20 protein-coding genes and 2 pseudogenes are annotated in these 22,511 nt (G+C 66.0%); 8 read left to right on the top strand and 14 right to left on the bottom strand.

What is annotated here, in order from left to right:
• Nucleotides 1-137: 137 nt before the first annotated feature.
• From guaA to EZH22_RS15555, 3 genes and pseudogenes are all read left to right on the top strand, one after another.
• On the top strand, nt 138-1,700 hold the full coding sequence (gene guaA, locus EZH22_RS15560; RefSeq protein ID WP_203191471.1) for a glutamine-hydrolyzing GMP synthase: 1,563 nt from the start codon (nt 138-140) through the stop codon (nt 1,698-1,700).
• 293 nt (nt 1,701-1,993) lie between these two features.
• Nucleotides 1,994-2,215, top strand: coding sequence for an Arm DNA-binding domain-containing protein (locus EZH22_RS32905; RefSeq protein ID WP_408647606.1), 222 nt, complete (start codon nt 1,994-1,996; stop codon nt 2,213-2,215).
• Nucleotides 2,136-2,480 (top strand): annotated as a pseudogene (locus tag EZH22_RS15555) (tyrosine-type recombinase/integrase); the annotation flags it as partial. The gene EZH22_RS32905 and the pseudogene EZH22_RS15555, both read left to right, overlap by 80 nt.
• 348 nt (nt 2,481-2,828) lie before the next feature.
• Here the strand turns inward: EZH22_RS15555 and EZH22_RS15545 are convergent.
• Entirely contained in the window at nt 2,829-3,779 is a 951-nt protein-coding gene (locus tag EZH22_RS15545; protein ID WP_203191470.1) for a LysR family transcriptional regulator, read from the bottom strand.
• 221 nt (nt 3,780-4,000) lie between these two features.
• On the opposite strand from EZH22_RS15545, the gene EZH22_RS15540 reads away from it, so the two are divergent.
• From EZH22_RS15540 to EZH22_RS32900, 3 genes and pseudogenes are all read left to right on the top strand, one after another.
• A complete protein-coding gene (locus EZH22_RS15540) occupies nt 4,001-4,672 on the top strand; it encodes a L,D-transpeptidase (RefSeq protein ID WP_203191469.1) in 672 nt (223 codons plus the stop codon).
• Nucleotides 4,673-4,853: 181 nt separating this feature from the next.
• The gene (locus EZH22_RS15535) at nt 4,854-5,363 is read left to right on the top strand and encodes a S41 family peptidase (RefSeq protein WP_231710984.1); all 510 of its coding nucleotides are present in this window, start codon (nt 4,854-4,856) and stop codon (nt 5,361-5,363) included.
• A 98-nt stretch (nt 5,364-5,461) separates the two neighbouring features.
• Nucleotides 5,462-6,064, top strand: a pseudogene (locus EZH22_RS32900) (MFS transporter); the annotation flags it as partial.
• Here EZH22_RS32900 and EZH22_RS31850 read toward each other — a convergent pair.
• Complete coding sequence (locus EZH22_RS31850) at nt 5,966-6,898, bottom strand: LysR family transcriptional regulator (RefSeq protein ID WP_231710983.1); 933 nt, start codon at nt 6,896-6,898, stop codon at nt 5,966-5,968. The pseudogene EZH22_RS32900 and the gene EZH22_RS31850 sit on opposite strands and share 99 nt — an antisense overlap.
• A 99-nt stretch (nt 6,899-6,997) precedes the next feature.
• Here EZH22_RS31850 and EZH22_RS15525 point away from each other — a divergent pair, with 99 nt between their 5' ends.
• The gene (locus tag EZH22_RS15525; protein ID WP_203191468.1) at nt 6,998-7,987 is read left to right on the top strand and encodes an MBL fold metallo-hydrolase; all 990 of its coding nucleotides are present in this window, start codon (nt 6,998-7,000) and stop codon (nt 7,985-7,987) included.
• Between the two features lie 334 nt (nt 7,988-8,321).
• Here EZH22_RS15525 and EZH22_RS15520 read toward each other — a convergent pair whose 3' ends face one another.
• The 12 genes from EZH22_RS15520 to EZH22_RS15465 all read right to left on the bottom strand — a co-directional run bounded on the left by EZH22_RS15520 (nt 8,322) and on the right by EZH22_RS15465 (nt 21,423).
• On the bottom strand, nt 8,322-9,803 hold the full coding sequence (locus EZH22_RS15520) for a UbiD family decarboxylase (protein ID WP_203191467.1): 1,482 nt from the start codon (nt 9,801-9,803) through the stop codon (nt 8,322-8,324).
• An 11-nt stretch (nt 9,804-9,814) separates the two neighbouring features.
• Nucleotides 9,815-10,438 (bottom strand): UbiX family flavin prenyltransferase, encoded by a 624-nt coding sequence (locus tag EZH22_RS15515; RefSeq protein ID WP_203191466.1) that lies wholly within the window; start codon nt 10,436-10,438, stop codon nt 9,815-9,817.
• 115 nt (nt 10,439-10,553) lie between these two features.
• Nucleotides 10,554-11,726 (bottom strand): hypothetical protein, encoded by a 1,173-nt coding sequence (locus EZH22_RS15510; RefSeq protein WP_203191465.1) that lies wholly within the window; start codon nt 11,724-11,726, stop codon nt 10,554-10,556.
• 192 nt (nt 11,727-11,918) lie between these two features.
• Nucleotides 11,919-12,191: a hypothetical protein gene (locus EZH22_RS15505; RefSeq protein ID WP_203191464.1), complete on the bottom strand. Its 273-nt coding sequence runs from the start codon at nt 12,189-12,191 to the stop codon at nt 11,919-11,921.
• A gap of 72 nt (nt 12,192-12,263) precedes the next feature.
• Nucleotides 12,264-15,656, bottom strand: a complete 3,393-nt coding sequence (locus EZH22_RS15500) for a molybdopterin-dependent oxidoreductase (RefSeq protein WP_203191463.1) — start codon at nt 15,654-15,656, stop codon at nt 12,264-12,266.
• 105 nt (nt 15,657-15,761) lie between these two features.
• The gene (locus tag EZH22_RS15495) at nt 15,762-16,820 is read right to left on the bottom strand and encodes an ABC transporter ATP-binding protein (RefSeq protein WP_203191462.1); all 1,059 of its coding nucleotides are present in this window, start codon (nt 16,818-16,820) and stop codon (nt 15,762-15,764) included.
• 9 nt (nt 16,821-16,829) lie between these two features.
• Nucleotides 16,830-17,669, bottom strand: a complete 840-nt coding sequence (locus EZH22_RS15490) for an ABC transporter permease (RefSeq protein ID WP_203191461.1) — start codon at nt 17,667-17,669, stop codon at nt 16,830-16,832.
• A 2-nt stretch (nt 17,670-17,671) separates the two neighbouring features.
• The gene (locus EZH22_RS15485) at nt 17,672-18,595 is read right to left on the bottom strand and encodes an ABC transporter permease (protein WP_231710982.1); all 924 of its coding nucleotides are present in this window, start codon (nt 18,593-18,595) and stop codon (nt 17,672-17,674) included.
• The gene (locus tag EZH22_RS15480; RefSeq protein WP_203191459.1) at nt 18,592-19,653 is read right to left on the bottom strand and encodes an ABC transporter substrate-binding protein; all 1,062 of its coding nucleotides are present in this window, start codon (nt 19,651-19,653) and stop codon (nt 18,592-18,594) included. The genes EZH22_RS15485 and EZH22_RS15480 overlap by 4 nt, the downstream gene beginning before the upstream one ends.
• 102 nt (nt 19,654-19,755) lie before the next feature.
• Complete coding sequence (locus tag EZH22_RS15475) at nt 19,756-20,334, bottom strand: tautomerase family protein (RefSeq protein WP_203191458.1); 579 nt, start codon at nt 20,332-20,334, stop codon at nt 19,756-19,758.
• Nucleotides 20,335-20,371: 37 nt separating this feature from the next.
• On the bottom strand, nt 20,372-21,181 hold the full coding sequence (locus EZH22_RS15470; RefSeq protein WP_203191457.1) for a pirin family protein: 810 nt from the start codon (nt 21,179-21,181) through the stop codon (nt 20,372-20,374).
• Between the two features lie 26 nt (nt 21,182-21,207).
• The gene (locus EZH22_RS15465) at nt 21,208-21,423 is read right to left on the bottom strand and encodes a rubredoxin (RefSeq protein WP_210352024.1); all 216 of its coding nucleotides are present in this window, start codon (nt 21,421-21,423) and stop codon (nt 21,208-21,210) included.
• Between the two features lie 231 nt (nt 21,424-21,654).
• Here EZH22_RS15465 and EZH22_RS15460 point away from each other — a divergent pair, with 231 nt between their 5' ends.
• Nucleotides 21,655-22,329, top strand: coding sequence for a GntR family transcriptional regulator (locus EZH22_RS15460; RefSeq protein WP_203191456.1), 675 nt, complete (start codon nt 21,655-21,657; stop codon nt 22,327-22,329).
• The last annotated feature ends 182 nt before the right edge of the window (nt 22,330-22,511 follow it).

Raw genomic sequence — 22,511 nt, 5'->3', positions numbered from 1 at the left:
CCCCGACGACGCGCAATGCCGGCCACCGCGCGCCAAGCGCGCATCCGGGCATGAAGCCCCCTCCCCCGTGGCGGCTTTGGCATCTGCGGCTTTTGAGCTAAAGGAGGGCGCCCGTCCCGACCGCCAAGGCCCCGCGCATGTCTTCTCCCACCTCCCAGGACACCGTTCTCATCATCGATTTCGGCAGCCAGGTGACGCAGCTCATCGCCCGCCGCGTCCGCGAGGAGGGCGTCTATTCGGAGGTGGTGCCGTTCCAGAAGGCGGCCGAGGCCTTCCGGACGTTGAAGCCGAAGGCCGTCATCCTCTCCGGCGGGCCCGCCTCGGTGCCGGACGGGGACAGTCCGCGGGCACCGCAGGAGGTGTTCGAGGCGCAAATTCCCGTGCTCGGCATCTGCTACGGCCAGATGACGATGGCGGAGCAGCTGGGCGGGCAGGTGGAGAGCGGCCACCATCGCGAGTTCGGCCGCGCGACCCTGAAGGTGGAGGCGGAATCAGACCTCTTCGAGGGCCTGTGGCAGCCCGGTGAAGGCCATACGGTGTGGATGAGCCACGGCGACCGCATCACCGCTTTGCCTCCCGGCTTCAAGGTGAAGGGCACCTCGGCCAACGCGCCCTTCGCGCTGATCGAGGACGAGGCACGGCGCTTCTACGGGCTGATGTTCCACCCCGAGGTGGTGCACACCCCCGACGGCGCGCGCCTCATCTCCAATTTCGTGCGCAAGGTGGCCGGCCTCGAAGGCACCTGGACCATGGGCGCCTTCCGCGAGCGCGCCATCGCCCGCATCCGGGCACAGGTGGGCAAGGGCCGGGTGATCTGCGGCCTGTCCGGCGGGGTGGACTCCTCCGTCGCCGCCGTGCTCATCCACGAGGCCATCGGCGACCAGCTCACCTGCGTGTTCGTGGACCATGGCCTGATGCGCCAGGCGGAGGCGGACGAGGTGGTCTCGCTGTTCCGCGGCCACTACAACATCCCCCTGGTCCACGTGGATGCCTCGGAGCTGTTCCTGAAGGAGCTCGCCGGCGTCGAGGATCCGGAGGCGAAGCGCAAGACCATCGGCCGCCTGTTCATCGACGTGTTCGACGCGGAGGCATCGAAGGTCGGCGGCGCCGACTTCCTCGCCCAGGGCACGCTCTATCCGGACGTGATCGAGAGCGTCTCCTTCGCCGGCGGCCCCTCGGTGACCATCAAGAGCCACCACAATGTGGGCGGGCTGCCCGAGCGCATGAACATGAAGCTGGTGGAGCCCCTGCGCGACCTGTTCAAGGACGAGGTGCGCGCGCTCGGCCGCGAGCTGGGACTGCCGGAGAGCTTCGTCGGCCGCCACCCCTTCCCCGGCCCCGGCCTCGCCATCCGCTGCCCCGGCGCGGTGACAAGGGAGAAGCTCGACATCCTGCGCCAGGCCGACGCCATCTATCTGGAGGAGATCCGCTACGCCGGCCTCTACGACGTGATCTGGCAGGCCTTCGCGGTGCTGCTGCCGGTGCGCACCGTGGGCGTGATGGGCGACGGGCGCACCTACGACAACGTGCTTGCCCTGCGCGCGGTGACCTCCGTGGACGGCATGACCGCGGACTTCTACCCCTTCGACATGGCCTTCCTCGGCCGGGTGGCCACCCGCATCATCAACGAGGTCAAGGGCGTCAACCGCGTGGTCTACGACGTGACATCGAAGCCGCCGGGGACCATCGAGTGGGAGTGATTTTTGCCCCTCCGGCGTTATCCGAAATTGCGCTGCGGCACTACGCAACTAATTGATCTAAAATAAAATTATCGTCGGAATCGTTCGACACCTATCGGTGGGTGAGAGTCGCATCTGACGGGTTGCCTGACGCTGGCCGGGACTCTTGTTAGTTCAAATTTCAGCAACCACCGTCAGGGGCAGATGACCGATGACGGTAGTTTTCTTATGCCTAAAACATTGAAGAATATGGCGTAATTCTCCTGTTGGCCTGCCGAAATCGACTGACGGCAGTTTTCTGAGGAGGGCGCGCCATGCTGACCGACTCAGCACTTAGAGTGTTGAAACCAAAGGAGAAAGACTTCAAGGTCGCGGACCGTGACGGGATGTACGTCCACGTCACGACCAAGGGCGCGATGTCCTTTCGCATGGACTACCGTCTGAATGGGCGGCGGTGCGCCAATGTCGCGCGCCACGTTCAATCGCGTGACCTATTTGGTTGTGGAGCTGGCGAAGAAGGAAGGACTGCCGCTTGAGCCGTTCACGGTGCACGACCTGCGGCGAACCGGATCAACGCTTCTGAACGAGCTGGGCTTCCACAGCGACTGGATCGAGAAGTGCCTGGCTCATGAGGACGGCCGTTCGTCGCGCGGAGTTTACAACTAGGCGGAGTATGAAATTCAGCGGCGCCACATGCTGCAGCAGTGGGCGGACATCATCGATGCCTGGGTCGAGGGGCGTAAGCATATGCCCGCGCTGATGCCGCCCTCTATGCCGATGTTCGAGCCGGATCCTCGGTGAACAACTGACTCATGTCAATTCCGGTACCTCTGATCCCGTAGTCACGTGCCCAAGTGCACAGCATCTCGCCCGAACCGCGGCCCAGGTCCAGCACACGCGTCCCCGGTTCCAGGCGCAACGCCGTGCCGAGAGTGGCGAGTTTTTCAGGTGTGAAGGGGTTATGGATGCGGTGAGCGCTTTCGGTGATGTTGAAGATCCGTGGAATGTCCACTGCAGAAGCGCCTTTCGTGTGTGAATAGATTCGGTGTTCAGTCTTGTCGGATCAGCTACTGGCAGGCCGGTTTCGCACCCGAGCGCCTCGGCATTTATCTTGGTTTTGCGAGGTGTCTCATCCGTGTGATGATCGCTTTATGCCATCTGCAGGTTCTCTTCGATGGACCGCCCTTCACCGGAGCTCACGATGCCTTCGACTGCACGAAGCGCCGGAACAGCAAAGTCTGTGAACGCCCGCACGACCGGTCGCATGAAACGCACGGATGGATAAGCAAGGAAAGCCTCCGTCGGCTTGACCTCATAGTCGGCCAGGATGTGCACGAGACGCCCCTGCGCGAGTTCGTCGTTGACGAGAAGTTGCTGGACCGGGCCAGCAGCGTGGCCCTCTATCAGTGTCGCAGCGATGACGTTGGCGTTGTTGGTGCGCAGAACGGCGCGAACCGGAACATCGATCAACTTGCCGCTGCTATGACGGAGCGGGAGGACATCACGCGAGGCGAGCAGGGCGGCGCTCGTAATGATGCCAACCTCCGACAGACGTTCCACGGTGTCGATCGGGCCGAACTGATTCAAAAATTCCGGCGAGGCGACGAGAATGCGTCGGACTGAGCCAAGCCGGCGGATGATGAGCTCTTGATCAACCGGGCGCCCATATTTGATCGCAAGATCGAAATTCTCGTAGACGAGATCGACGTCGCGGTTGTCGAGAACAAGATCTGCCGTGACATCCGGATAGCGACGTTGGAAAGCCATCATGATGCCATGGAGATGCTTCGCCCCGAGGCATGACGGAGCGTGAACGCGTAGATTTCCTTCTACCGCGCCCATGTCGCGACGAACACCTTCAAGCGCGGCCTCGATCGTGGCCAGCGCCTCCCGGCTCGCGTCATAAAGAGCCTGACCCTGGGGTGTCGGGCGCACGATCCGTGCCGAGCGCTCCAGGAGCCGCGCGCCGACATGGCGTTCGAGATTACGAAGATGCTTCGTGACACCGGGCTGGGAGATCGCGAGATCACGTGCGGCCGCGGTCACGGAGCCGCGCTCGACGGTGCGGACGAAAGCTCTCAGTGCGGCGGCAATATCCATCGGCTGCGACCTCAACTTCCAACCTGCGAGCGATACGAAGCGGTGTCCGGAACATCCATCCTTTGCGCGGAACGGAACTCGTCCGCCGCCCGCCATTCTACGGCATGATCTTATCATAACCATCGGTTATGGGGACAATTACATCATAATGTATGGACGCGACTCGCGCCATCTGTTTCTGATTACAGGGATTTTTGGCTCTCGCGAGGTGCGAACGAAGTATGAGTATCAGCAGACGTGGCTTTATGGCCGCATTTCCCTTGGCATTGGCCGGTTGCGTCACGCGCGAGCAGCCGAGCTTCGGTCTGGCCGAACCAACCATCAACCCCTTCTACGCCTCCATGTATGCGTCGGTCGACACGGAGCCGTTTCCTGTGCCAGCGATCGATGTGACGGAGGTCAAGCCGGAATTTCTTCGCCAGGAGGTTGCCTATCGGACAAATGAGCCGCCGGGCACGATCGTCGTCGATCCGGCGGCCCGCTACGCCTATCTGGTGTTGGAAAACGGCCGTGCTCTTCGATACGGCGTGGGCGTCGGCAAGCAGGAAGCGTTCAATTTCCGCGGCGAGGCGACGATTGCCCGCAAGGCCGAATGGCCGGGCTGGCGTCCGACCCCCGACATGATCAAGCGTGATCCTGAGAGATACGGCCCCGTGAAGGACGGCCTTCCCGGTGGTGCCGGCAATCCACTCGGGCCGCGCGCGCTCTATCTCTATCGCGATGGCCAGGACACCTATTACCGACTTCATGGCACCGTGGAGCCGTGGACCATCGGCACGATGGTCTCGTCGGGCTGCATCCGACTGCTCAACCAGGACATCATGGATCTCTACAGGCGCGTCCCCGTCGGCGCGAAGGTCGTCGTCCTGCCCGCCAGTCCTGCAACAAGCTGAAGCCGGCCGAAACACGAGGGGGAGAGCGACGATGCCGGCGACAGGCAGAAGCAGGACGAGCCGTCGGTCGTTGCTGGCAACAGCAGCAGGCGCCATCTACGCAGCCGTTCTTATCGGCGCCTGCGGTACGGGCTGGGCACAGTCAGGCGGACCAGATCGTCTCCCCGCACATAGACGGCCGATGTACACCGCCGCGCTCATCATCGACATGCGGGACAATGGCGGCGGACACCCGGCGTCGGTAGCTTACCTTGTCCGTTTCTTCCTCGATTCGGGCGCGCGTGTTCATATCAACGACCTCATCTGGCGCAATCGCGGAACTTCCACCTTCAGAAGGGAGTCGTTCTGGAGTTCATCGACGCCGGTGCGCTATCTCGGCAGGCCCGTCTATGTTCTGGTCGGTCCAAGGACTTATTCAGCCGGTGAGGAGTTTGCCTACGACCTGCAAGTGCTCAAGCGCGCTACTGTGGTCAGCTCAACAACACGCGGAGGAGCGAATCCCGGCGGGCTGAATGACCTCGGTTCCGACCTCTTCGTTGTTGTGCCGACTGGCAGGGCTGAAAATCCGATCACGCGAAGCAACTGGGGAGGCGTTGGCGTGCGACCCGACGTTCAGGCTGTGCCTGAGGCCACACAGGAAACTGCCGTGGCCTTGGCGATGCGCCAGCCAGTCACGCCGTTGGCAAGATAGAGAAATGGGTTGCCCTTTGGGCCGCATTCTCGGCTGCGCCAGAACCACTGCGATGACGGCCGGACGCTCAAGCCCTCTCGAACCATGGAGCCTCCGCCATCTTTCCGGCCAGCCAGTCGACAAACGCGCGCGTCGTTGACCTCGGCGGCGACCAAGCGAGCCTGAGCTGGATCGTCAACGCCTACGCGATCGCCTTCGGCGGCTGCGTGATGGCGGCGGGCGCGCTCGGCGATCAGATCGGCCGCAAGCGCTGCTTCGTCACGGGCCTCATCATTTTCGCGACGACGTCCATCCTCACCGCCTTTGCCCACAGCTTGCTGATGCTCAACCTGCTCCGCGGCCTCGAAGGGCTCGGCGGCGCCTTGGTCCTGACCTCGGCGACATCGCTACTGGCGCAGGAGTTCGAAGGTGACGAGCGGACCCGCGCTTTCAGCTTTCTCGGCGCCTCATTCGGCATAGGGCTCGCCTTCGGGCCAATGGCCTCAGGTTTCCTCATCGAACACCTGGGATGGCGCTCCCTCTATGTCGCGATCACCATCATCTCGCTGCTCATCTTGATGCTCGGCGCCCCACGCATCCGGGAGTCTCGCTGGCGCTTTCCATCACGCCGGTGGTGTCGTCATCGACGGTCGCAGGTCGGGCGCAAGGTGGATGTGCGGCGTGCGGGCCATCTCGTCGATGAAGCGATCGACGAACAGGCTGACGCGGCGGCTGGCGGCAAGGCCGGGAGCGCGGATCAAATAGATCAGCTTTGGGACCAGCCGGTGTTCGGGCAGGATTATTTCGACATCGCCCCGGGCCAGAAGGTCGGCCACGAAATAGCGCGGCGCCTTGGCAAATCCCAGATGGTTCTCAACCGCGTGCAGCAGCAGGTTGGGCATCTGCGCGGCAAACGCGACGGTGACGACGGCCGTGCCGCCATGGGCGAAAACGATGGTGTTTTCATCGGGATCATCCCGATACTGGATATAATCGAGGGGACTGAGGTCTTCGGGCGTTCCGGGTCTGCCGACCCGGTCGAGATAGGCACGCGAGGCGACGAGGCATAGCTCGACCTCGGCCAGTTTGCGCACCGTGCCGCTGCCAGCCCCGCCGGTGCCGGCCTGGATCGCCAGATCGAGCCCGGCGTCGGCAAGATCGACCTGTTCGTCGCTGGCGTGCAGATCGATCTTCAGCTTGGGATAGCCGAGGCGCAGATCGGCCAGCACCGGAACCAGCAGGCTTTGCGCCATCAAGAGCGCACACCAGAGGCCCAGTCGCCCCTCAGGCTCGGTACTCAGAGCGGCCAACGCATCCTGCATCTGCGACAGGCGATCCAGCACTTCTGCCCCGTGGTGGACGGCGAGGCGGCCCGCCTCGGTCGGACGAACGCCGTTGCGGCCACGCACGACCAGGGCCACCCCAAGCGATTGTTCCAAGGCGGCGATCTGCTGGCTGACCGCCGGTTGGCTGATGCCGAGACGACGGGCGGCGGCCGACAGCGATCCGGCTTCACAAGCGGCTACAAGCGATCGAATGGCGGCGATATTTTCCATAAGGCCTGCTTATATTATCCATAAAAGTCTCAGTGATACCGTCTGTCTATCATTAGCGTTACTTATCGATCTGAACAATGGGTTCAACGGAAGGATCTGATGATGACCGTTTCCAGACGGATTTTCATGCGTAGCGCGGTATTGGCGCCTGCCGCTTTGGCGACCCCAGCGCTCTTGCGTTTCACCGACGTGGCCGAGGCCGAGGGCACCGGCGCGGCAGCGACGCCGCACTTCCAGAGCCGGATGGTCGGCGAGATCGAGGTCATCGCGCTGATGGACGGGATGATCCGGCGCCCGCCGGCAATGATGCCAGGCTATGACGAAGCCAAGGCAAGGGCGGCCGCCAAACTGGCGCACCGGCCGCACGACCCTGAAGGGATGACGCTGGGCATCAATGGCTATGTCATCCGCATGGTGGATCGGGTGATCGCCGTGGATACCGGGTCGCCGGCCGGCCTGGCACCCACGCTGGGCGGCTGGCACACCGCGCTGGCGGCGGCGGGGATCGCGCCGGAGCAGATCGACACGGTGTTCCTGACCCATCCGCACCCCGACCACGTCGGCGGCATGGCCGACCTGAAGAGCGGCGCGGTGCGGCTTCCCAAGGCCCATGTGATCACGTCCGAAACGGACTGGGCCTTTACCTTCGACGTGGCGGTCTACGCGTCGTCGCCCAAGGAGGTGCAAGGCGGCTTCGATGTCACGCGCGCGATGATCGCTCCCTATGAGACAAGGAAAACGCTGATCACGCCGGGAGCCGAAATTGCGCCGGGCCTGACGACGGTGCCGATGCCCGGCCACACTCCGGGGCACATGGGGCTGCGGGTAGAGAGCGGCGGCGAGAACCTGCTGATCTGGGGCGATCTGGTGATCGCGCCGGCCTATCAGTTCGCCAACCCCGATTGGGCCTTTGCGCTGGACAACGACAAGGCGGCGGCGGCGGCAACGCGGAAAAAGGTGCTGGACATGGCGGCGACGGATGGCGTGATGGTCGCCGGCATGCATCTCGATTTCCCCGGCTTTGGCTATGTCGAACGCGCAAAACAGGGCTATGCCTTCGTCTCGGCCCCCTGGGACTACCGGATCTGACAAAATGCCCGCGTCCGATGCAGGGCGCGGGCCCAGGCCTCTGCTGTCACGCCGACGAACGTCGGCAGTGCGAAGACAGCCAGCGAAGCAGGCCGACGGGTGCGAGTATTTCGAGGATGATCATGGTGGTGTCCTCCGTGAGAAAAGTCTGACGGTCGCGCCACCACCACGGCGCACTCGAACTATAGCGGAAACGCGACGCTCAATCGCGTGATCGACGCCGTCGTGGAGCGCATCCGCGAGGATGACCCGGGTTTTCAGAGCTTCGGTGTTCAAGACCTGCGCCGCGCATTCTCGACCGCCGGCTGTTGACGTGTGGTGGGGTGGGGGACGCTTACGTGAACCCGTACTCGCTCCAGCGCCGACGCACGCGGTCGACGATCTCCGCCGGATAGCCATGACGGAACGAGGCCCGCACCGGCAGGGCTTCGCCCCATTCGTCCGGGGCAAGGCAATTGTAGACGATCTTGCCGGTGCTGGCGGCCACCTTCTCGTTGGTGCGCCGATAGCCGACCAGCGGGTCCTCGGGCTCGTGGCGGAAGATGGCATGGCCGAGCAGCGGGTGGCAGCGCGTGGCGAAGGCCCAGACCAGTTCCTTGAGATCGTTCGGATCGATGTCGTCGCTCAGCACGACCACTTTGGGGACGATGACGCCAGCCTTGGTCGAGAACATGACTTCGCCAATGCGCCGACACAGCGCGTGCGCGGTGTCGATGCCGGTGCGACGGCGCCAGTCGCGCGGAACCGTCACCACCAGCCAGTGCAGTGCGCTCTGCAGTGGGATCCACGCCGTGGTCGCGGCGATCCCGGCGGCCCTGAGATCGTGCAGAATCTGGGCCGAAGTCATGGTCCCCCAGACGGTGTGGTTCTCCTCCGCCGGCTCCCCGGCAGCGACGACCGGCAGGATGGCATCGTCGCGATGGCTGATCGCCGAGACATGGTAGACCGGGCCGTCCTCGGCGGGTCCGATCGGGATGTAGCCCGGATACTCCCCCATGGGCCCTTCCATTGCCTTCTCGCCGAGATGCAGATGGCCCTCGATGAGGATTTCCGCGCTCGCCGGAGCTTCGAGGTCGACGGTCCGGCAGCGCACGGTCCGGATCGGCCGACGCATCAGGGCGCCGAGCCGGCCGCTCTCGTCCACGTTGGCCGGCAGCGGCATGGCGCAGATGAAGGGAATGGATGGCTCGACGCCGAGCGCCAGGGCGAAAGGCATGGGCTCGTCCTTGTCGGCCCAGGCCTTGGCCACCATGCCGATATGCTGCTGGGGCGAGACGAGCCCGGTCATGCGCTTGCCGTCGACCACCATGATGCGGGCGATCGACCAGTTGGTCCACGCACCGTCCGGCGTGCGCGCGACGATGCAGCCGAAGGTGTTGACATATCGCCCGCCGTCGCCGTCATGCAGCATCGGCACCGGCAGGCGGTTCAGATCCACATCGTCGCCGGTCGATATGTTCTCGAAGCAGGGCGCGCTATCGACAATCTCCGGGTCGATGGCGGGCAGATCGAGGCTGGCTGCGACGGCCTCGGCGATATCGGTCCCGCTGGATGTCGGAGGCAGTTCGAGCGATGTCGCCGCACGAACCATCTCGAGGCTCCGCTGGGCGCTGGCCGCGGCGGGCGCGCCGAGAATGCGGAAGCCTGTGGGATGATCAGAAAACGCACGGAAGAGCGGCGCGGGCGAGCCCGTCTCCGCGCAGTGTCGGATGATGGCGCCGAGTTCCAGGTTCAGCGAGACCGGAGCCGCAACGTCCTGAACTTCTCCCAGGTTGCGCAAGGCCTCGATATATTGGCGTAGATCGAGCAGGGGCATGACGGGTGCTCCTAGGCCACCGTGCCAGCGGTGGGAGTGCTGGCGGTCGGCTTGCCGCTCCAGCGGCGCACCAGGCCCGCATCCACGTCGAACAGGTCGAGCACGCGCCCGACGGTGTGGTTCACCATGTCGGAAAGCGAGGCGGGCCGGTCGTAGAAGGCCGGAACAGGCGGGAAGACGATGGCGCCGTTCTCGGTGGCCTGCGCCATGGCGCGGATGTGGCCCGCATGCAGGGGCGTCTCGCGGAACATGAGAACGACCCGGCGACGCTCCTTCAGGCAGACGTCGGCCGCGCGCGTGAGCAGGCCATCGGTGTTGCCGGTGGCGATGGCCGACAGGCTCCTCGCCGAGCACGGCGCAACGATCATGCCCATGGTTCGGAACGAGCCCGAGGCAATTGCGGCGCCGATGTCGGCATCCGCATAGGAGAAGTCCGCCATGGCGCGCACGTCGCGCACCTTCAAATCCGTCTCGCAGGCGAGCGTGCGCTCACCCGGCTTCGACATGACGAGATGGGTCTCGATGCCGAGGCGCCGCAGCACCTCCAGGATGCACAGCCCGAAGATGATCCCGGTGGCGCCGCTGATCCCGACGATCATCCGAGGGCGGGGCGCAGGGGTGACGTGCTGTTGCATGGCGCACATTCGGTCCGGTTCGAATGGACGCAGCCTAGCCAGCCGGGCGCGACGCCTCATCGTCAGAACTGTCTATGCGGGACGCGAGCCGACCGACGGGCCGGCCGAACACCCTTCAGCGCAGCTGCGGCACGAGTGCGCCGAGGGTCGCCATGGTGCGCTCGAAGTCGCGCAAATTCTCTGCTTCCGACTTGCCCAGGATCGATCGGATCTGGCTGCGGACGGTCATGAGCGAGACCCCGCGTCCGCGCGCCACATCCTCGGCGCTGGCGCCGCCGGTAAGCGCGACGGCGACCTCCGCTTCGGCCCGGCTGAGGCCGAACATCTCGCACAGCATGTCCGCCTGCGGCACCACCTTGCGGTTGAGCGGCCGCAGGAGGATGAGAGCCAAAGGGTCCCTGGTATCGCCTTCGTCCCGCCCTCTCACGTCATTGGCAAGGCCTAGCGGCGCCGGGGCGACCGTCAGCGCCGCGATTGCGCCGTTGCGCGAGGTGACACGCATAGCACCTCCGGAGCCTCCCGACGTGGCGGATGCAACGAGTTTGCGGAGCACGCCGGCCTCTCCGCGGGACATGGCCGCGAGGTACACGCCACTGCCGGCATAAGGGCCCGAGCGCATGGAGAACAGGCCGGAATCGGGCCCGGCCAGATACCTGCGGGCGAGATCGTTGATGAAGCGGATCTTCAGCCCCGCATCGACGACGCCCACGCCCACGGGAAGCGCGTCCAGGGCGGCCCGCGTCAGGGCGACCGCCTCGTCATCCCGCCCCAGCCGTGCGCGCAGCTCGATGGCGCGCTGGACGTGCGGCATCAGGGTCTTGAGCAAGCGGACATGGGTTTCGTCGAATGCGCCCGTGTCGTCGCCGCGGGACACCAATATGGGCGTCGCCTCCGTGAGGCCGGCCATGCCGCCGATCACATGGCGACGCTCGTGATGCCGGGCGAAGTCGAAGTAATATTCGCTGCGGAGGAGTTCGGTTTCGGCGACCAGCTCGGCGCCGAGCTTCGCGTTGCCGAGGTGGTAGGCCCGCGCTGTCGCAAAGTCGTAGCGGGCCTTGGCAGCATAGGGGTCTCTGGCGTGGAAATAGTCCGAATATGCGCTCTCGCTGCCGTCGGCAGGCATCAGCAAGTTGCGAGGCCCCCCGGGGCCGCCGAGGTTCAGCAAAGCGCGCCGGGCATCCATGATCCGGCAGATGCGGTCGCCAACGTCGAACCAGCTGCCGTCCCCGGCGCCGGCCTGATAGATGGCGCCGACGCAATCGGCGAGTTCGCGCTCCGTGTCTTTCACGCTCGGACAGCCCCGAAAGTAGCCGGAAGATGGCAGAGAATCCCAGCCCGTTCAACGCATCCCGACCTGCCGGGATGCGGCTGAGGCGGCTCGACCCTGGTCCGCCGCTCTTCTTTCAACCCAAACGACGAGCTTGTGGATTGTCGGCCGCAAGTCGATGGAACCACAGCTGCACGGGTGAGTGCTTCCGCCTCAGTCGCCGAACTTGCGGGCGGCATAGTCGATGCCCGACTGCACCTCGTGCATCGCCTGACGGATCAGTTCCATCGCGCGCTCCCGGTGGCCGCCCTTGTCGGGCGTCGCCTCGCGCAGCGAGCGCAGGGCGATCTCGAGTTCGCCGATGGCGCGCTCCATATTGCCCTGGTACGCCTTCGCGCTTTGAGCGGAAGCTGCCGCCACGGCGGCGCCGGCGGCGATGCTGGCAAGACGGAGCATGGCGCGGCGGGATGAGGTTCTCTCGTGCATGACCTTTCCTTCCTTCGGTGCGGCAGGGCATGGACTGGGGGCGGCGTTGAACGTGACGTCATCCTCGTGCGATCACGGAGATATGGTCAGATCGGTGAGGGGCACCGCCTGACAGGCGAGGCAGGTGCCGGCATCCGCCTCCACCGGCACGAGGTGGGCGACCTGGCCGTCCACCAGCGCGACGGCGCAGCTTTCGCATTGACCCACCCGGCAACCGCTGCGCAGCTGGATCCCCGCCGCCTGCGCCGCATCGAGCAGCGAACCGGCTTGCGGCGTCCACACGAAAGACTGGTTGGCTCCCGCCACGGTCACGCGCCTCGGTGCGAGCCGGCGCGGCATCTCGGCCGCGATGGAAAAGGCCTCGGTGAAGATGTCGAAGCCCGGCACACCCCATCGCATCAGCCCCTGCCGCATGGTGGCGATGAAATCCGGAGTTCCGCAGATGTAGGCGATCGGCCTGCCCACCGGCGCATCGGGCAGGGCACCGCTGGCGCACAGGGCGTCGATGTCGAGGCGCCCCTCCACGAACCGGTGCGCGGCGCGGTCCTGCGCATCGGGCCGTGAATAGGCCGTGATCCTGCGCAGCGATGGAATGCGCACTGCGAGGGCATCAAGCCGGTCGGCGAGCGGGTGTTCAGCGCGGCAGCGGCAGCCGTGCAGCAGCAGTACATCTCCGGCGCGGCCGGCCGGCGCCTCCGCCAACGCTTCAAGAAGCGATGCGAACGGGGTGATGCCGATGCCGTTGGCGATCAGGAGGAGCGGGCGGGTGCCGTCCACCGGGGGAGTGAACACGCCGGCGGGCGGTTCCAGCAGCAAAGCGTCGCCGGCCTCAAGCTCCTGGATGCGGTGAGAGAGAAAGCCGGCCTCCTCGCCATCCGCACAGGCCGGATTGCGTCGCACGGCGATGGAGAAGGTCCGGGGCGCGGCGGGCGGCCCGGTCAAGGAATAGGCCCGCGCCGGACCGCCCTGCTGCAGGCGTACCACCACATGCTGACCAGGCAGGAAGCCCGGCAGCGCGTCGCCATCCTCTGGCACCAGCGTCAGGGCGCGGGTCTGCGCATCCGCCGCATGCGCGGCGGCGACGATGAAGCGGCGCTCACCCTGCCATCGGCCGCGATTGGCCTCGGGCAGCGGCATGATCTCGCAGCGCACCGCCCTGAGCGGCACCGACCCGCTGACCGGATCGCGGGCGGCATCGCTGAGGGCGGCGTTGATGTTCGCGGTGTCCGGCCCATGGCTGCCGGTGCCGGGCCGGCCGAGGGGCACGCACGCCTCCCACCAGCCGAAGTCGGCCACCACGGTCGCATCATCGAGCGCCGTGTTGATGCGCACCCGAAGGCGCGCTGCCCCATCCCGCGTGCGCACCTGGGCCCAGTCCCCGGCCGCAAGGCTGCGGGCGGCGGCGAGGTCCGGGCTGATCTCGACCGCAGGATCCGGCGCCTTGCGGCGCAGCGAAGCCACATGGCGATGGGAGGTGTGGACGAACCAGCCGCTCTTGGCGGTGGTGAGGATGAGCGGCAGCGCCTTGTCCTCGTCGGCATAGGGCGGCACGAAATCGGGCAGCGGGTCGTGGCCATGCTCCAGCAGGCGCGCGCTGTAGAGCTCCACCCGGCGGGTCGGGGTGTCGAAGCCGCGCACGGTGCCATCAGCCTCCTGCGTAGCGAACTTCGCATGGGCGAAAGGCTGCGGCACGCGCACCCCGTCCGGCGTGTCACGCAGGTCTTCGACGGTGAGGCCGAGGGGCGCCAACTGGTAGTTCCAGCCAGCCTCGATGTCGCCGCCGAAGAATTCGGCTGCCATCCCGAGGCGCGTCGCCAAAGCCATCACGATCTCATGGTCCGCCCTGCCTTCTCCGAGGGGCTCCAGTACTTTCCGGCGGAACTGGATCGTCTCCACCGCCGCCTGGGTGATCTCGAAGCCGATGCGCAAGGCGTCGCGCTCCCACGGCATGTTCACCGGCAGCACGATGTCCGCGCATGCGGCGGTGGGGTTCATGAACATGTCGGCGTGGACATGGAACTCGAGGGCTTGCAGCGCCGCGAGGTTGCGGGCCGTGTCGGCCTGCGAGACCGCGAAATTGGTGCCGAAGCTCATCAGCGCACGCACCTTGTAGGGCACGCCGTCGATGGCAGCGCGTGCGAAGTCGCGGGCGGTGATCCAGCCATGAGCAGGCGGACCGAGCGGCAGCTCCGCGAGGCCGAGCGCTTTCTCCTTCTGGCCCGGCGGCAGCAGGGACAGGTCGTTCAGCGCGTTGGCCGGCGGCGGGACGGTCCAGATGTTGCCGCCCTCCCGGTCGCAGGAGCCGACGAGAGCGAACAGGGTGGCAATGGCACGCTCGGTCTGGGTGGCGTTGGTGTGCTGGCCGACGCCGGTCCAGGCGTAATAGGCGGCGCGCGGGGCGCCTTCCAGCAGCGCGTAGAAGGCCTCGACCTCCGCCGGGCCGAGCCCCGTCAACTCGCAGACGTGGGACAGCGGATATTGCCGGGCGCGCTCGGCGAGGCGGCGGAAGACAGTCTCCGCCTCGATCGCGCGGCCATCCGTTCCGGCGAGGTGCGCCTGCCCGTCCAGCCGGACGCCTTCGGCATGCTCCAGAACCCGGGTCGTGTCGCAGGGCTGCGGCTCGCCTGCCGCGTCGAGCACGAGGAAGCACTCCGCGCTGCCCAGGCCCACCGCGTCGGCACGCATCGGGCGGCCGGTGCGGATATCCACCAGCAATGGCGCATTGGTCCAGCGCCGCACGAAGTCGTCTGCGAAGCGCCCGCTCGCGATCAGATGGTGGATGGCACCCATGGCGAGGGCCGCGTCCGCACCCGGCCGCATCCGCAGCCACAGGTCTGCCTGCTGGCCCGATCCATCCGGTTTGGGATCGATCACCACCACCTTCGCGCCGCGCCGGCGGGCCTCCGCCACCCGGCTCGCCTGGGCCAGCCAGGTCCGCGCCGGATTGTGCCCCCACAGGACGATCACATCGGCGTGGTCGTAGTCCGGCACGCCGAGCCCGCGCCCGAACGTGAGCGCGTGGGCATAGTCCTTGTGCCAGCCGCAGATCTCGATGGCATAGATGAGGTTCGGGCTGCCGAAGCAGCGCACGAAGCGCTCGACCCACTCGTAGCTGTCGACGATGGGCGAGCCGCTGAAGGTCGTGGCGGCGAAAGCCACCGCCTCCGCGCCGGATTCGTCCCGGATGGCGACGAGGCGGCCTGCGATCTCGTCCAGCGCCTCGTCCCAGCCGATCTCCTCCCAGCGCGCGCCCTCGCCCTTCGGCCCGATGCGGCGCAGCGGCGTGGTGAGGCGGTTGGGGCTGTGCACCAGCTCCGGCGCGGCGCGGCCCTTGGCGCACAGCGCCCCGCCGGTGGGATGGCCCGGGCGCGGCTCGACACCGACCATCCGCCCGTTCTCCACCAGCGTGATGGAGCCGCAGCGCGAGCGGCAGAGGGTGCAGTAGCCTTGGTGTCGTTCAGCCATGGTCCGTCTTTCGCGCGTCGCAGGGCGCGCGGGTTCTGCGGCCGTCGGAACAGCCGTTACATCGATCGAGGGGTTCGGGCGCCTGCGACGGCGCGGGTTCAAGGCTCAGAACAGCATGGACGCATCCGCCGGCCAGGAGGCGATCACCCGGTCTCCCGGCCGCAGTTCGTAGCGGCCGAGGCCGGCATTCTGCAGATGCGCGGCGAGCTTGGCGCCCGAGGCGGTGCGCACGACGAACTCGGTCAGGGCGCCGCGATAGATCACGTCCTCTACGGTCGCCTCCACCGCGCTTTCGCCATCCGGCGCGGGAACCCCGCGCACCAGGCGGACGTGCTCGGGGCGGATCGCAAGCACCGACGCGTTCGACGGCGCGTCCGTGGTGGTGACCGCGAAGCACTCCCCATCCTCGCAGCGGAATCGGCCATGGCCCTCCAGTCCACCCGGGAACAGGTTGGTGAGGCCAATGAACTCCGCGACGAAGCGCGTCGCCGGCCGCTGGTAGATCTCGCGCGGCGTGCCCACCTGCTCCACCCGTCCCGCTGACATCACCACGATGCGGTCGGCGACGCTCAACGCCTCGTCCTGGTCATGGGTGACGAAGATGGTGGTGAGCCCCAGCGCCGACTGGAGCCGCCTCAGCTCGGTGCGCACCTCTGTGCGCAGCTTGGCGTCGAGAGCGGAGAGCGGCTCGTCCAGCAGCAGCACCTCCGGCTTGTAGACGATGGCCCGCGCCAGCGCGACGCGCTGCTGCTGGCCGCCGGAGAGCTCTTTCGGCAGGCGTCCGGCGAGGTGCGCGAGCTTCACGAGGGAGAGCGCCTCCTCCACCCTGCGCCGCTCTTCCTCGTGGCCCACCTTGCGCATCTGGAGTCCGAAGGCGACATTCTCCGCGACGCTCATATGCGGGAACAGGGCATAGCCCTGGAACACAAGGCCGGCGTTGCGCAGATAGGGTGGCAGGTGGGTGACCTCGCGCCCGCCGAAGTGGATCGAGCCGGCACTCGCCTCGGTGAGGCCCGCGATCATGCGCAGGGTTGTCGTCTTGCCGCAGCCGGAGGGGCCAAGAAAGGCGATGAACTCGCCCTGGCCGATCTCCAGGGAGACGCGGTCGACAGTCACCTGCGCACCGTGGCGCTTCACGAGGCCCTGGATGAGGATGCTCGACATCTTCGTTCCTCAGAATGCGCGCGCAAGCTTGAAGTAGCGGTCGGTCAGGACGAGACCCGCCGAAATGATGGCGATCTGGACGGTTGCGACCGCGGCAATGGTCGGGTCGATGCTCCACTCCAGATAGTTGACGATGACGATGGGCAGCGTCGTCATTCCCGGCCCCACCAGGAACAGCGATTTCTCGAGGTCCACGAAGGATGCGATGAAGGCGAACAGCGCTCCCGCCACCACTCCGGGCCGGATGAGAGGCCACGTCACCAGCCGGAAGGCGGTGAATTCCCGCGCGCCCATGGTGAGCGCGGCTTCCTTCAGTTGGGGATCCAGGCCCACCAGCGAGGCCGTCACCAGCCGAACCGTCCAGGGCAGCGCGATCAGGCTGTGGGCGATGGCGAGGCCGGTAAAGGTCATGGCCACCTGAACGCCGCTCGCCAGTTCCACCTCGATCAGAAACATGTAGAGCGCCGCCCCGGCGACGATGCCGGGCACAATGAGCGGAGCCAGCAGCAGCGACTGGATCGCCTCGCGTCCGGGGAATCGCCCCCTGGCCAGCACGAGGGCCGCCGGCACGCCGACGATAAGGCTCACCAGCGTCGCGACGACGCCCAGTTCCAGGCTGGTGAAGAAGCCGTCGCGGAACTGGGGCATCGCCGCTGCGGCCCGATACCAGTCGAAGCTGTAGCCGGTCGGTGGAAAGCTGATGATCTTGTTCTCGAAGAAGCTGACCCAGATGATCGCCGCCAACGGCGAGAGCACCATGATGAAGGCCGCGATGCAGCCGCCGACCATGACCGGCCGGAACGATCCGTCCGACAAGAAGCGCGGGAAGGGGGAGCGCGAGCCGGTCATGGTCACAGCACTCCGTAGCGCTTTTGCAGCGCAAGGCTGGAGGCGACGCTCAGCACCAGCGTCACGGCCATCAGCACCAGAGCGATGGTGGCGGCGAACGGCCAGTTGTACACCTTGATCGCCTGCTCGAAGACCTTCGGCGCCATCATCTGGAACGACGGGCCACCGATGAGGACCGGCGTCGCATAGGCGTTCATCGCCAGCACGAAGCACAGCAGGCAACCGGAGAAGACGCCGGGCATGGCGAGCGGAAGGGTCACGCGGAAGAATGCCGTCCACGGTGGCGCCCCCATGGTCTGGGCGGCTTCCTCATAGGCCGTGCCGATGTTCTCGAACACGCTCTCGAGCGAGATCACCATGAACGGCAGCAGCACGGCGATGAGGCCGATCACCACCGCGGATCCGGTGTAGAGGATGCGGACCGGCTCGGCGATGAGGCCTGCAGAAAGCAAGGCGGAATTGATCAGCCCCTTGTCGGCGAGCAGCACCATCCAGCCCGCCGCGCGCACCGCGTTGCCCATCAAGAGCGGAATGATGGTGGCGAGGATGAGCGCTGTCTTCAGCGTGCGGCTCTCGACCCGGCTGATGACGAACGCTGCGGGGACGCCGAGGACCAGGCAGATGGCCGTGCAACTCAGCGCGACCAACAGCGTGCGGGCGAGGATCATCAGATAGAACGGCTCGCCGAAGAAGCGGGCATAGTTTTCCAGCGTGAAGCCCACGAGGTCCGGCGACGCGGCATCGAAATGGGCGACGCTGGTACGGGCCATGAGGGCAAGCGGCAGGATCAGGCCTGCCAGCACCAGCGTCAGGCTGGGAAACAGCAGCCAGCCGGCGGTGGAGCGCCTGCGCCGGCGGTCGGTGCCGCCCGGCGCAGGCCGTCCGCCGGTCAGGCTGCCCTCCCCGGTGGTGGCCAGCGCGCTCACGCCTTGAATTCCTTGTTCCACCACTCGATCCATTGGGCGTCGCTCTTCGCCGCATAAGGGTAGTCGACGAAATTGAGCTTCGCGATCTGGTCTGCGGTGAATTCGAGGCGCTTGCGATCCTCCACGGGGACGTCGGCATTGTCGGTGGCGACGGCATAGGAGGTGGCGAGGGAGATGGCGCCCATGGCCTTGGGCTGGAGCATCGCTTCCAGATAGGCGTAGGCGCCATCCACGTTGCGCGCCCGCTTCGGGATGCCCGCGCCGAACGAGATCGCGACGGCGCCCTCCTTCGGATAGGACCAGCGCAGGGGCAGGCCTTCCTTCTCCCACTGGATGGCGCGGGCGCTGTAGTTTGCCGAGATCCAGATCTCCTCGGCCTTGAAGGCCGCGGCCAGTGCCTGGTGGGAGGGATAGAGCCGCGGCTGGACCTGCTTCTTCATCTCCATCAGCGCCGGAAAGGCCTTGCTCACGTCGCTCATGGAACCGCCGTGGGAAAGCGCCGCGGCATAGATGTAGTTGAAGTAGAGCTGATCGATGATGCCGACGCGGCCGGCATATTTCGGGTTCCACAGATCGGCGAAGCTTGTGGGCGGCTGCGGAATCCTGGCCGGATTGTAGAGCAGGACCACGCCGCCATAGGCCGCGGGAATGAAATAGGGCCGGCGCAGTTTCTCGATGATGTGGCCGGCGCTCGGAATTCGGGACATGTCGAGGGTTTCGAGCACGCCCTGGGCGCTCATCTCGTAGGCGTCGGCGTCGCTCAGCCAGGTCACGTCGACGCTGGAGCGCGGCAGGCGCCGCTCCGCCAGCAGCTTCGCCTTGCGCTCCGGCACCGGGGCAAGATCATGGATGATGCGCATGGCCGAGGCGGCGAAGGCCGGTTCCTCGAACCCCTTGGCGATGCGCTCGTTCCAGTCGCCGCCCCAGTTGGAGACGACGAGCTCGCCGCTCTGCGCGCGGCTGGCGCCGGGGAGCAGGGCGGCGGTGCCGAGGACGGCTGCGCCAGCGAGGAGACGCCTGCGATCCAGCGCAGGGCCCAGAATGGTTTGATCGGTCACGAAGTTCCCCTCACTTCTTCTCTGGATTGTGGCAGGAGGCCGTGCGCGTGTCTCCGCGCTTCGGCCGGTTGTGGGAAGGCGCGCCGTTCCCGGCGCCGGTTATCAGGCCGGGTCTGCGGTCGCGGCTAGCAGCCGCGGCCGCAGCGAGGGCAGCATTCCGCCGGTATCGGCGGGATAGCCCGCCGCCACCATGGACCGCGCCTTGGCCTCGAAATAGGCGCGCGACCAGAGCGGTCGGGGGCCACCGTCCTGGCCCACCGTCCTGGCGATGGATTCCAGGCTGATGGGCTGGCCGCCGTCGCCCCAATTGCCCTCGGTCACCTCGTTGATGACGGTGAGCAGGCTGCCGGCCGGATCGGTGCAGCCCGTCGCCCCGGCGATCGCTTCCGCCACCCAGGCATGAACCTCGTTCTTGTGCGTGACGTTCATGTAGCCTTCGGGGATGAAGACGTTGACCAGGAACTTGCCCGGACCGGTCACGTAGGTTCCGTCGGTGTGGCCGCCGATCCACCAGTCATCCGCGGCGAAGGCGGTGAAGAACACCCAGGCGAAGGCCCGCCCGCCGGGCGTGTTGGCGCCGCCCTCCATTTTGATGAGCACGTCGGTGAGGCGCGCGGCAAGATCGGCTTTCGCCGCCGCATCGAGCGTCCCGGCGGCATAACGCACGTCCATGATCGGCATTGTCATCTCCCTTGGGGACGGATCGCCCGGCGCGCCTTCAGTCGAGGAGGTCGGCGCCATTCGCCTTTTCCCAGGCGCGGATGCGGGCGTCGTCGAGCATGGCGGTCTCGACGAAGAAGATGTCGGAGCTGTCGGGAACATCGAGCGCGAGAGCCCCGGCGCCGGTGATGCCCATGCTGTCGCGACGCGCCAGCGCCGCCCCGTTTACGGTGGCGCCGCCCTCCGCGACGAACACATACACCCCATGCTCCGGGGTACGCGGGGTGTAGGTGAAGCGGCCGGCGCGGTCGGTCACCAGACGCGAGACACGCAGATCCTGCGCCACCGGCAGCGCGCCGTCGGCGTCGCCCACCAGCTGGACGATGCGGTTGCGCCGCGTGCGGATGTCGAAATGGGCGCGATGGTAGCTCGGCGGCAGATAGAGCTGGCCGGGCATGAGCCACAGATAGATCGCGTTCATGTTCTCAGGACTGATGGAAAGCTCGCAGTGCTTCCCGCCAGAGCCCGCCGAAAACACGTAGTAATCGCCCTGCCGAAGCTGGTCGACCATGCCGCGGCCGGCGGTGTTGATGTGGGTCAGCTCGCCTTCCAGCACAAAGGCGCAGATGATGAAATTGTGGTGCGGATGCATGTTGTAGCCGCACCCGGCGCCATTGAAGACTTCATCACCGAACACGCGGACGGTGCCGAAGCCGGGGCGGCCATCCTGGTATTGATGGAAGTTGAAGCTGGACTCGCGGCTGATGTGGCTGCCCGGATGTCCGGCCACGTAGGACGAGGCGCTGCCGTCTGAATAGATGACATCGTGGCCGCGCTCGCCCGCCCGAAGCACGAAAGACTTGCTCATGGTTGCCTCCCTTGGTTCCGGTCGGCTCAGGCGATGCGCGCCAGATCGGCGCCGCCTTCCGAATAGCCCATCTCCACCATCTCGAACTGGCCCTTTGGGGTGCCGCAATCGGGGCAGACCCAGTCGTCGGGCACGTCGGCCCAGCGGGTGCCCGGCGGCAAGCCGTGCTCCGGAAGGCCGAGGGCCTCGTCATACGAGAAGCCGCATCCAAGGCAGAGCCACCGCGTCAGGGGCGTTTCCATCGCTTCCTCCCACGCTATAGTAGCGCGTCACACGTCACGTTTTATATTGACGCACTACAAGCTTCAAGATGAAAATTTGCGCACGCCCTTCTGGTCCGCATATCCTGCGGAATATATTATCTTTTTCAAACGCCATGCACTCGGGCGGGGCTTGCTTGAGGCGCTGTGGCGCGCTATTGTAAAGCGCCACTCTCCTCCGACGTGGAGGGGAGCGCAGGCATTGGATGGCCGATGGATCAGAATTTGCGTGAGCAGGTGTTGCGGCATGTGAGGTCGGAGATCATCTCTGGCCAGAGCGGGCCGGGGAAAATGTACTCCGTGCCGACCCTTGCCGCCGACCTCGGCGTGTCCACCACCCCGGTGCGCGAGGCGCTGCTGGAGCTGGCGCGCACCGGCCTCATCGAACCCATGCGCAACCGCGGCTTCAAGGTGGTCGAGCCGACCGTGGACGATCTGCGCAACCTGTTCGAGATGCGAAATCTGCTGGAGGTGCGAGCGGCCGAGCTGTTCGCGCTGAAGTCGCGCAAAAAAAAGAAGACCCTTGAGCACCTCACCGGCCTCGCCGATGCCGTCAGGGCGGCTGTAGAAGAGGATGACCTCTACGGATATCTGGAGAGTGACCGCAATTTTCATCTCGCATTCATCAGCGCTGCCGAGAATTCCCTGCTGACAGAGATGGCCATGGGCCTGCGGGACAAGATGCGGCTGCACGGCATCTCCTCCCGCAGCGGCATGGAGCGTCAGGCCTCTTCTGTCGCGGAGCACTACCGCCTTGTGAGCCTCGCTGAGTCAGGTGACGTAGAAGGGATCAAGGCTCTCATGACAAGCCACATCCTGACTTGGGAGCCGATCTTCATCGAAGCGCTCCTGAAGAGCAGACGTGAGGTAGGCGCTGCGCTTGCCTGACCGATTCATAGGACGGAAAAAACATTTGCGGAGCGGCTGAAGGTAAACCCGGCTCCTACGACAAAATAGGTCTTTGTCACGGGCTTCTCGCCTTATGCTCAATACACCGGCGCCCTGCCAAGCTGGATTCAGGTGCCGGCCTCAGGAGTTCTCGATCGCGGACGGCAGGCCAGCAGGGGAGT

The sequence above is a fragment of the Xanthobacter dioxanivorans genome (assembly GCF_016807805.1).
Classification (GTDB): Bacteria; Pseudomonadota; Alphaproteobacteria; order Rhizobiales; family Xanthobacteraceae; genus Xanthobacter; species Xanthobacter dioxanivorans.
The sequence above is the reverse complement of the archived record's forward strand: the minus strand, read 5'-3'. Positions and strand labels throughout refer to the sequence as shown.

What these genes read in the sequence shown, in the direction of transcription:
- guaA (WP_203191471.1), top strand. Translation starts at nt 138, where the DNA reads ATGTCTTCTCCCACCTCCCAGGACACCGTTCTCATCATCGATTTCGGC.
- EZH22_RS32905 (WP_408647606.1), top strand. Translation starts at nt 1,994, where the DNA reads ATGCTGACCGACTCAGCACTTAGAGTGTTGAAACCAAAGGAGAAAGAC.
- EZH22_RS15545 (WP_203191470.1), bottom strand. Translation starts at nt 3,779, where the DNA reads ATGGATATTGCCGCCGCACTGAGAGCTTTCGTCCGCACCGTCGAGCGC.
- EZH22_RS15540 (WP_203191469.1), top strand. Translation starts at nt 4,001, where the DNA reads ATGAGTATCAGCAGACGTGGCTTTATGGCCGCATTTCCCTTGGCATTG.
- EZH22_RS15535 (WP_231710984.1), top strand. Translation starts at nt 4,854, where the DNA reads ATGTACACCGCCGCGCTCATCATCGACATGCGGGACAATGGCGGCGGA.
- EZH22_RS31850 (WP_231710983.1), bottom strand. Translation starts at nt 6,898, where the DNA reads ATGGAAAATATCGCCGCCATTCGATCGCTTGTAGCCGCTTGTGAAGCC.
- EZH22_RS15525 (WP_203191468.1), top strand. Translation starts at nt 6,998, where the DNA reads ATGATGACCGTTTCCAGACGGATTTTCATGCGTAGCGCGGTATTGGCG.
- EZH22_RS15520 (WP_203191467.1), bottom strand. Translation starts at nt 9,803, where the DNA reads ATGCCCCTGCTCGATCTACGCCAATATATCGAGGCCTTGCGCAACCTG.
- EZH22_RS15515 (WP_203191466.1), bottom strand. Translation starts at nt 10,438, where the DNA reads ATGCAACAGCACGTCACCCCTGCGCCCCGCCCTCGGATGATCGTCGGG.
- EZH22_RS15505 (WP_203191464.1), bottom strand. Translation starts at nt 12,191, where the DNA reads ATGCACGAGAGAACCTCATCCCGCCGCGCCATGCTCCGTCTTGCCAGC.
- EZH22_RS15500 (WP_203191463.1), bottom strand. Translation starts at nt 15,656, where the DNA reads ATGGCTGAACGACACCAAGGCTACTGCACCCTCTGCCGCTCGCGCTGC.
- EZH22_RS15495 (WP_203191462.1), bottom strand. Translation starts at nt 16,820, where the DNA reads ATGTCGAGCATCCTCATCCAGGGCCTCGTGAAGCGCCACGGTGCGCAG.
- EZH22_RS15490 (WP_203191461.1), bottom strand. Translation starts at nt 17,669, where the DNA reads ATGACCGGCTCGCGCTCCCCCTTCCCGCGCTTCTTGTCGGACGGATCG.
- EZH22_RS15475 (WP_203191458.1), bottom strand. Translation starts at nt 20,334, where the DNA reads ATGCCGATCATGGACGTGCGTTATGCCGCCGGGACGCTCGATGCGGCG.
- EZH22_RS15470 (WP_203191457.1), bottom strand. Translation starts at nt 21,181, where the DNA reads ATGAGCAAGTCTTTCGTGCTTCGGGCGGGCGAGCGCGGCCACGATGTC.
- EZH22_RS15465 (WP_210352024.1), bottom strand. Translation starts at nt 21,423, where the DNA reads ATGGAAACGCCCCTGACGCGGTGGCTCTGCCTTGGATGCGGCTTCTCG.
- EZH22_RS15460 (WP_203191456.1), top strand. Translation starts at nt 21,655, where the DNA reads ATGGATCAGAATTTGCGTGAGCAGGTGTTGCGGCATGTGAGGTCGGAG.